General features: G+C 72.0%; 8 protein-coding genes. 7 read left to right on the top strand and 1 reads right to left on the bottom strand.

The window, feature by feature from the left end; genetic code table 11:
* Window positions 1-104: 104 nt before the first annotated feature.
* Window positions 105-482, bottom strand: a complete 378-nt coding sequence (locus ABT106_RS29500; RefSeq protein WP_351283419.1) for a DUF1844 domain-containing protein — start codon at window positions 480-482, stop codon at window positions 105-107.
* 327 nt (window positions 483-809) lie between these two features.
* On the opposite strand from ABT106_RS29500, the gene infC reads away from it, so the two are divergent.
* From infC to pheT, 7 genes are all read left to right on the top strand, one after another.
* Window positions 810-1,571, top strand: a complete 762-nt coding sequence (infC, locus tag ABT106_RS29495) for a translation initiation factor IF-3 (protein ID WP_351283416.1) — start codon at window positions 810-812, stop codon at window positions 1,569-1,571.
* A gap of 102 nt (window positions 1,572-1,673) precedes the next feature.
* Window positions 1,674-1,868, top strand: coding sequence for a 50S ribosomal protein L35 (gene rpmI / locus ABT106_RS29490; RefSeq protein ID WP_351283413.1), 195 nt, complete (start codon window positions 1,674-1,676; stop codon window positions 1,866-1,868).
* 101 nt (window positions 1,869-1,969) lie between these two features.
* Window positions 1,970-2,356, top strand: a complete 387-nt coding sequence (gene rplT / locus ABT106_RS29485; RefSeq protein ID WP_007263143.1) for a 50S ribosomal protein L20 — start codon at window positions 1,970-1,972, stop codon at window positions 2,354-2,356.
* A 115-nt stretch (window positions 2,357-2,471) separates the two neighbouring features.
* The gene (locus ABT106_RS29480; protein WP_351283410.1) at window positions 2,472-3,332 is read left to right on the top strand and encodes a TrmH family RNA methyltransferase; all 861 of its coding nucleotides are present in this window, start codon (window positions 2,472-2,474) and stop codon (window positions 3,330-3,332) included.
* Between the two features lie 55 nt (window positions 3,333-3,387).
* Window positions 3,388-4,740: a sensor histidine kinase gene (locus ABT106_RS29475; RefSeq protein ID WP_351283407.1), complete on the top strand. Its 1,353-nt coding sequence runs from the start codon at window positions 3,388-3,390 to the stop codon at window positions 4,738-4,740.
* 149 nt (window positions 4,741-4,889) lie between these two features.
* Window positions 4,890-6,017, top strand: a complete 1,128-nt coding sequence (pheS, locus tag ABT106_RS29470) for a phenylalanine--tRNA ligase subunit alpha (protein WP_351283404.1) — start codon at window positions 4,890-4,892, stop codon at window positions 6,015-6,017.
* Window positions 6,017-8,566, top strand: a 2,550-nt coding sequence (gene pheT / locus ABT106_RS29465) for a phenylalanine--tRNA ligase subunit beta (protein WP_351283401.1), incomplete at its 3' end; no start/stop codon positions are given. The genes pheS and pheT, both read left to right, overlap by 1 nt.

Here is an 8,566-nt window from a genome sequence, read left to right as displayed (position 1 = left end):
CGCTACGAGGAGTGACCACCGGGTCAATCAATCCACCGTTCAATCCGGGCGGTGACCGCCTCGCCCTCCCGCGCCGGCCGTCGCCGTACGGAGGGGGTGCGGGCTCAGCCGAAGACCGGGCCGGTGAACTTCTCGCCCGGCCCCTGGCCCGGCTCGTCCGGGACGACCGAGGCCTCGCGGAAGGCCAGCTGGAGGGACTTCAGGCCGTCCCGCAGCGGGGCCGCGTGGAAGGAGCTGATCTCGGTGGCGCTCGCCGTGACCAGTCCGGCCAGGGCCGTGATCAGCTTGCGGGCCTCGTCGAGGTCCTTGTGCTCGGAGTCCGGCTTGTCCAGACCCAGATTGACCGCCGCGGCGCTCAGCAGGTGCACGGCCACCGTGGTGATCACCTCGACCGCGGGGACGTCCGCGATGTCGCGGGTCATGGCGTCGTAGTCGGGGGAGCCGTCGGCAGCGGGGTCGGTGGAGGGGGTCGCGTCAGTCATGTGGCCCACGATATGCCGTGCGGCGGGCTTGCCACGCGGGTGCTAGTATGTACTTCGACCGGCCGGACACTGCTGTGCCCGGCCCACAAGTGGAGGCTCCTTTCTCCCACCTGACCGCCCTCCGGGGTGTCGGGTCATCCGGTCAGGCGGTATCCATCGTTCCGTACGGACGATGGAAAGCCGCCCGATGTTGCGCCCCGCGGTTCGCACGCGGCGGTGCTCCGGTTGTTCTGGAGCCCCTGCCTGTGCCCGGCGGGGCTTTTTTCATTCTCCCCGCCGCGGTAGGTCTGACGGAAATACACGTCAGCGGCTGTCTGCCAGGCAGCCGTGTGGTGCTACCGAGGAGGATCCATCAGCACCGAGCCCCGCATCAACGACCGGATTCGCGTTCCCGAGGTACGGCTTGTCGGGCCCAGCGGCGAGCAGGTCGGCATCGTGCCGCTTGCGAAGGCGCTCGAGCTCGCGCAGGAGTACGACCTCGACCTGGTCGAGGTCGCGGCGTCCGCACGCCCGCCGGTCTGCAAGCTCATGGACTACGGCAAGTTCAAGTACGAGTCGGCCATGAAGGCCCGTGAGGCGCGCAAGAACCAGGCGCACACGGTCATCAAGGAAATGAAGCTCCGGCCGAAGATCGACCCGCACGACTATGACACCAAGAAGGGTCACGTCGTCCGGTTCCTCAAGCAGGGCGACAAGGTCAAGATCACGATCATGTTCCGTGGTCGCGAGCAGTCCAGGCCGGAACTCGGCTACCGGCTGCTGCAGCGTCTCGCCACGGACGTCGAAGACCTCGGGTTCATCGAGTCGAACCCGAAGCAGGACGGCCGAAACATGATCATGGTTCTCGGTCCGCACAAGAAGAAGACCGAGGCCATGGCCGAGGCCCGCGAGGCGCAGGCCGCCCGCAAGGCCGAGCGTCAGGGCGTCGCTTACACCGAGGACGGCGTTTCCTACACCGACGACGAGGCTCCTTCCGAGGACGCCGCGCCCGAGGAGCAGGAGACCGAGGTCACCGAGGCCACCGAGGCCGCCACCGACGAGACGGCCGCCGAAGAGGCGCCCGCCGACGAGGCGAACGCCCAGGCCTGATTCCGGGGCAGCCCGTCTCGGATCACCAACACGACATGACGCTCCCGGAGCCGGTCCGCAGCGGACCGGTGGGAGCGCCACCGACGAGGAGATAACGGCGCTATGCCGAAGAACAAGACGCACAGCGGTTCCAAGAAGCGCTTCAAGATCACCGGCTCCGGCAAGGTGCTCCGTGAGCGCGCCGGCAAGCGCCACCTGCTCGAGCACAAGTCGTCCCGTGTCACCCGCCGCCTGTCCGGCACCGCGGAGATGGCCCCCGGCGACGCCGCGAAGATCAAGAAGCTTCTCGGCAAGTGACGGCCTCCGCTCCCCTTCCGGGAGCGGGACGTCAAGACCGGGACCCCATCGAATTCGGGTCGTGTGAAGACAACCACGGCCCCGCTACAAGGAGTTAAAAAGTGGCACGCGTCAAGCGGGCAGTAAACGCCCACAAGAAGCGCCGGGCGATCCTCGAGGCGGCCTCCGGCTACCGCGGTCAGCGTTCGCGCCTGTACCGCAAGGCCAAGGAGCAGGTCACCCACTCGCTGGTCTACAACTTCAACGACCGCAAGAAGCGCAAGGGCGACTTCCGTCAGCTGTGGATCCAGCGCATCAACGCCGCTGCCCGCCAGAACGGCATGACGTACAACCGCCTCATCCAGGGTCTGAAGGCCGCCAACATCGAGGTGGACCGCAAGATCCTCGCGGAGCTGGCCGTCAACGACGCCAACGCGTTCGCCGCGCTCGTCGAGGTCGCGCAGAAGGCGCTTCCGGCCGACGTCAACGCCCCCAAGGCCGCTGCCTAAGGGCCAGCCGGCCCGGCAGTCACGGGGCCGGCCCCCACGGACCCGCAGGCATTCGCCTGCGGGTCCGTGTGCTTTCCCCCTCCGCACCAGGACCCGAGAGAGAACCGCAGACACCATGGGCACCCCCGCCGAGCTGATCTCCCCCCGATCCCCGCGGGTGGCCGCCGCCAGGCGACTGGCGCGGCGCAACTTCCGCACCAAGGAGCGCCGGTTCATCGCCGAGGGTCCGCAGGCCGTCCGCGAGGCCGTCGAGCACCGCGGGGCCGCGGGCGGGACCACCCTGATCGAGCTGTTCGCGACCGTCGAGGCCGCCGGGCGCTACGCGGACATCATCGACGCGGCCCTGGCCGCCGGTGCCCGGGTGCACTACGCGGGCGACGAGGTCCTCGCCGAGGTCTCCCAGACCGTCACCCCGCAGGGCCTCGTGGGCGTCTGCCACTTCCTGGACTCCCCCTTCGAGGAGATCCTGGCGGCCCGGCCCAAGCTCGTCGCCGTCCTCGCGCACGTCCGCGACCCCGGCAACGCCGGTACCGTCCTGCGCTGCGCGGACGCCGCCGGAGCGGACGCGGTGGTGCTGACCGACGCGTCGGTCGACCTGTACAACCCCAAGTCCGTACGGGCCTCCGTCGGTTCCCTCTTCCACCTGCCGGTCGCCGTCGGCGTCCCGGTGGAGCAGGCCGTCGAGGGGCTCCGGGCGGCGGGCGTACGGATCCTCGCGGCCGACGGGGCCGGCGAGGACGACCTCGACGCCGAGCTCGACGCGGGCACCATGGGCACCCCCTCGGCCTGGGTCTTCGGCAACGAGGCCTGGGGCCTGCCGGAGGAGACCCGGGCGCTGGCCGACGCCGTGGTGCGGGTCCCGATCCACGGCAGGGCGGAGAGCCTGAACCTCGCGACGGCCGCCGCCGTGTGCCTCTACGCCTCCGCGCGTGCACAGCGGGCGCCCGGAGGGTGCCGCTCCGTGACCCCCAGCTAGTAATGTGGCGGCCCGGGGGCCCACTGCGCTACTCGGAGATGTGGGGTACGGGGACATGACCGTCGGTACGAACAGCTCGCCGCAGGCCGGCCGGACCACCGGCCCCGCCGCCGAGCGTCTCCCGGACGTCCGCGGCGCCCTGGCCGGAGTCCCGCCCCAGGCGGGCCCCGCCCGCCACGCCCCCGAGGACGGAGCCGACGGGCCGCGCGCCGGAGCACGGCAGAGCCGCGCGGCGACCCGTACCCCCGTACCGGGCGCGCCGCAGCCGAAGCCGGCGTCCGACGCCGGGGCCGTGGCCGAGTCCGGGGCCCCCGGGCCGGGGATCCCCGTAGGGCCGGGGCCGGGCGACGCCGCCGGCGAGCGGCTGGGCGGCGGCATCGACCCCGATGACCTGCCCGACGGGCTCGTCGTCGCCGACGGCTCCGGACGCGTCATCTGCTTCAACCTGGCCGCGGCCCGGATGACCGCCACCGACCCCGCGCGGGCGCTGGGCACCCGTATCGACAGCGCGCTGCCCCTGGAGGACCTGGAGGGCCGCCGCTGGTGGGCGCTGACCGACCCGTACGGCGGGCTGGCCACCCGGCGGGGCCAGCCCGAGCGCAACCTGCTGCTGCCCGGCGGCCGCGAGGTGCTCGTCTCCGCCCGCTACGTGCGCACCCACCCCACCGGCCCGTTGCGCCGCCTCGTCGTCACCCTGCGCGGTACCGAGGCCCGCCGCCGCACCGAGCGCAGCCACGCCGAGCTGATCGCCACCGTCGCGCACGAGCTGCGTTCCCCGCTGACCTCCGTCAAGGGCTTCACGGCGACCCTGCTGGCCAAGTGGGAGCGGTTCACCGACGACCAGAAGCGGCTGATGCTGGAGACCGTCGACGCCGACGCCAACCGCGTCACCCGGCTCATCGCCGAGCTCCTCGACATCTCCCGCATCGACTCCGGCCGCCTGGAGGTGCGCCGCCAGCCGGTCGACATCGGCACCGCGGTCGCCCGCCACGTCCAGGCGCTGACCGCGAACGGCCAGACTCCCGAGCGGTTCCTCGTCAGCGTCTGCCGTCCGCTGCCCGACCTGTGGGCGGACCCGGACAAGATCGACCAGATCCTCGGCAACCTCCTCGAAAATGCGGTGCGCCACGGTGAGGGAACGGTCACCATCGAGGTGACGCCGCACGAGAAGGGAACCGCCGTCACCGTGACCGACGAGGGCTCCGGGATCCCGGAGGAGTCGATGGGCCGCGTCTTCACCCGCTTCTGGCGGGGGAGCAAGCGCGGCGGCACCGGCCTGGGCCTGTACATCGTCAAGGGCATCGTGGAGGCCCACGGCGGCACCATCGCGGTCGGCCGCGGCCCCGGCGGCGGAGCCGAGTTCCGGTTTATTCTGCCCGTGAGCGCCCCGGCCTACCTCACGCAGTAGCACTGCGGAGCGTCTCGCCAGGCGGCCCACGGGCTCCTTCACCCCCGGCGACCTTTAGACTCGACCTTTGGCACCTTTGTGTCCTTGTGTCGATCAGGTCGATCAAGTCGTCGGGGACCACCAGCCAGCCATCGGAAGTACGGGAAGAGATGTCGGCACCGAACAAGTCGTACGACCCTGTCGAGGTCGAGGCACTGAAACCGGAAGAGATCGAGCGCATGCGGGACGAGGCGCTCGCCGCCTTCGCCTCCGCCGGCGACCTCGACGCGCTGCGGGAGGCGAAGACCGCGCACATGGGCGACCGCTCGCCCCTGGCGCTCGCCAACCGCGAGATCGGCGCCCTGCCCCCCCAGGCCAAGGCCGAGGCGGGCAAGCGCGTGGGCCAGGCCCGCGGCGCCGTGAACAAGGCCCTCGGGTCCCGCACGGCCGAGCTGGAGGCGGAGCGCGACGAGCGGGTGCTCGTCGAGGAGGCGGTGGACGTCACGCTGCCCTACGACCGCGTGCCCGCCGGCGCCCGGCATCCCCTGACCACGCTGATGGACCGCATCGCGGACATCTTCACGGCCATGGGGTACGAGGTCGCGGAAGGACCCGAGGTCGAGGCGGAGTGGTTCAACTTCGACGCCCTCAACTTCACGCCCGACCACCCCGCGCGCCAGATGCAGGACACCTTCTTCGTCCAGGGGCCCGAGGGCACCGCGGGCGACGAGTCCGGCGTCGTGCTGCGCACCCACACCTCCCCGGTGCAGGCGCGCTCGCTGCTGGAGCGCGAGCCCCCCGTCTACATCGTGTGTCCGGGGCGGGTGTACCGCACCGACGAGCTCGACGCGACGCACACCCCGGTCTTCCACCAGGTCGAGCTGCTCGCCGTGGACGAGGGCCTGACCATGGCCGACCTCAAGGGCACCATGGACCACATGGTCCAGGAGCTGTTCGGCGAGGGCACGACCACGCGCCTGCGCCCGCACTTCTTCCCCTTCACCGAGCCGTCCGCCGAGATGGACATGCAGTGCTACGTGTGCCGCGGCGCGTCGGTGGGCAACCCCGACCGCCCCTGCCGCACCTGCTCCAGCGAGGGCTGGATCGAGCTCGGCGGCTGCGGCATGGTCAACCCCAAGGTGCTCACCGCCTGCGGCGTGGACCCCGAGAAGTACAGCGGGTTCGCCTTCGGGTTCGGCATCGAGCGGATGCTGATGTTCCGTCACAACGTAGAAGACATGCGAGACATGGTCGAGGGTGACGTTCGCTTCACCCGGCCGTTCGGGAGTGAGATCTGATGCGCGTCCCGCTTTCCTGGCTGCGGGAGTACGTCGACCTCCCCGCGGGTGAGACCGGCCGCGACGTGGCCGCCAAGCTGGTCGACGCCGGCCTCGAGGTCGAGACCGTCGAGCAGCTCGGCGGCGGGCTCAAGGGCCCGCTCGTCGTCGGCCGCGTGCTGACCATCGAGGAGCTCGAGGGCTTCCGCAAGCCGATCCGCTTCTGCACGGTCGACGTCGGCACCGCCAACGGCACCGGCGAGCCGCAGGAGATCGTCTGCGGCGCCCGGAACTTCGCCGTCGGCGACAAGGTCGTCGTGGTCCTGCCGGGCGCGGTCCTGCCCGGCGACTTCGCGATCGCCTCGCGCAAGACGTACGGCCGCACCTCGCACGGCATGATCTGCTCCGGCGACGAGCTGGGCATGGGCGACGACGGCACGCACGGCATCATCGTGCTGCCGCCCGAGCACGAGGTCGGCACCGACGCGATCGAGCTGCTGGAGCTCGTCGACGAGGTCCTCGACATCGACATCACCCCGGACCGCGGCTACTGCATGTCCCTGCGCGGTGTCGCCCGCGAGGCGGCGACCGCGTACGGTCTGCCGCTGCGCGACCCGGCGCTGCTCGACGTGCCCGCGCCGAACGCGTACGGCTACCCGGTCAAGGTCGACGACCCGGCCGGCTGCGACCGCTTCACCGCGCGTACGGTCACCGGCCTCGACCCCGAGGCGCGCTCCCCGATCTGGCTGACCCGCCGCCTCCAGAAGGCGGGCATGCGCCCGATCTCGCTCGCCGTCGACATCACCAACTACGTGATGCTGGAGCTCGGCCAGCCGCTGCACGCCTACGACCGCTCGCGGATCGACGGCACGATCGGCGTCCGCCGCGCGGAGCGGGGCGAGAAGTTCACCACCCTCGACGGGGTCGAGCGCACGCTCGACTCCGAGGACCTGGTGATCACGGACGCCCGCGGGCCGATCGGCCTCGCCGGGGTCATGGGCGGCGCCAACACCGAGATCGCCGACTCCGTCACCACGCCTTTCGATCCCTCCGGCGCGACCGGACAGGCCGAGGGGACGACGGACGTCGTCATCGAGGCCGCGCACTTCGACTCCGTGTCGATCTCGCGCACCGCCCGCCGCCTGAAGCTCTCCTCGGAGGCGTCCAAGCGCTTCGAGCGGGGCGTCGACCCGAAGGCCGCCGCCGCTGCCGCGCAGCGGACCGTCGACCTGCTCGTGCTGCTCGCGGGCGGCACCGCCGAGGCCGGCGTCACCGAGTACCTCGCCCCGGGCGCCCCGCGTTCCATCGCGATGAGCGCGGACCACCCGGACCGGGTCGCCGGCATGGACTACGGCCGCGAGACCGTCGTGCGCCGCCTCCAGGAGGTCGGCTGCGACGTCTACGGCCAGGACGAGCTGGTCGTCACCGTGCCCTCGTGGCGGCCCGACCTCGCCGAGCCCAACGACCTCGCCGAAGAGGTCATCCGGCTGGAGGGCTACGGGAACCTCCCGTCCACCCTCCCGCAGGTTCCCTCCGGCCGCGGCCTCACGGCACGCCAGCAGCTGCACCGCCGGGCCGGCCGCGCGCTGGCCGGCGCAGGCTACGTCGAGGCGCTGAACTACCCGTTCGTGGGGGTGCAGGTCTTCGACCAGCTCCGGCTGCCCGCGGACGACGCCGCCCGCCGGGTCGTCAAGCTCGTCAACCCGATCTCCGACGAGGAGCCGGCGCTGCGCACCACGCTGCTGCCGGGTCTGCTCGGCGCGCTGCGCCGCAACGACAGCCGGGGCAGTCACGACCTCGCGCTCTTCGAGACCGGTTCGGTCTTCCTGGCCGCCGAGCGGCCGGGTGTCGCCGTACGGCTGCCCGTCGACCGGCGTCCCACGGACGAGGAGATCGCCACCCTGGACGCGGCCCTGCCCGCGCAGCCGCGGTACGCCGCGGTCGTGCTCGCCGGTGCGCGCGAGCAGGCCGGCTGGTGGGGCAAGGGCCGCCCGGCCGACTGGGCGGACGCCGTCCAGGCCGCCCGCGCGCTGGCCGCCCTGGCCGGCGCGGAACTCGTCGTCCGCCAGGGCCAGTACGGTCCCTGGCACCCGGGCCGCTGCGCCGAGCTGGTCGTCACCGTCGACGGTGACGAGCAGGTGATCGGCCACGCGGGCGAGCTGCACCCGCGCGTGGTCAAGGCGCTGGGCCTGCCGGCCCGTACCAGTGCCATGGAGCTCGACCTGGACCGCCTCGCGGCGGCCGGCGCCGAGTCCCTCCAGGCGCCCCGGATCTCCACCTTCCCGGTGGCGACCCAGGACGTCGCGCTGATCGTCGACGCGTCGGTCCCGGCGTCCGCCGTGGAGGACGCGCTGCACGAGGGTGCGGGCGAACTCCTGGAGTCGCTGCGGCTGTTCGACGTCTTCACCGGTGACCAGGTCGGCGGGGGCAAGAAGTCCCTGGCGTACGCACTGCGCTTCCGCGCCGCCGACCGCACGCTGACCGCCGAGGAGTCCACGGCCGCGCGCCCCGTACGGGCGGATGCAGCTGGTCGAGGTGACCTCGGGCCCGCTGGAGCGGCGGTTCGGGCT

Origin of the sequence: Streptomyces sp. NPDC002044 (assembly GCF_040296725.1) — a bacterium.
Taxonomy (GTDB): domain Bacteria; phylum Actinomycetota; class Actinomycetes; order Streptomycetales; family Streptomycetaceae; genus Streptomyces; species Streptomyces antarcticus.
The sequence above is the reverse complement of the archived record's forward strand: the minus strand, read 5'-3'. Positions and strand labels throughout refer to the sequence as shown.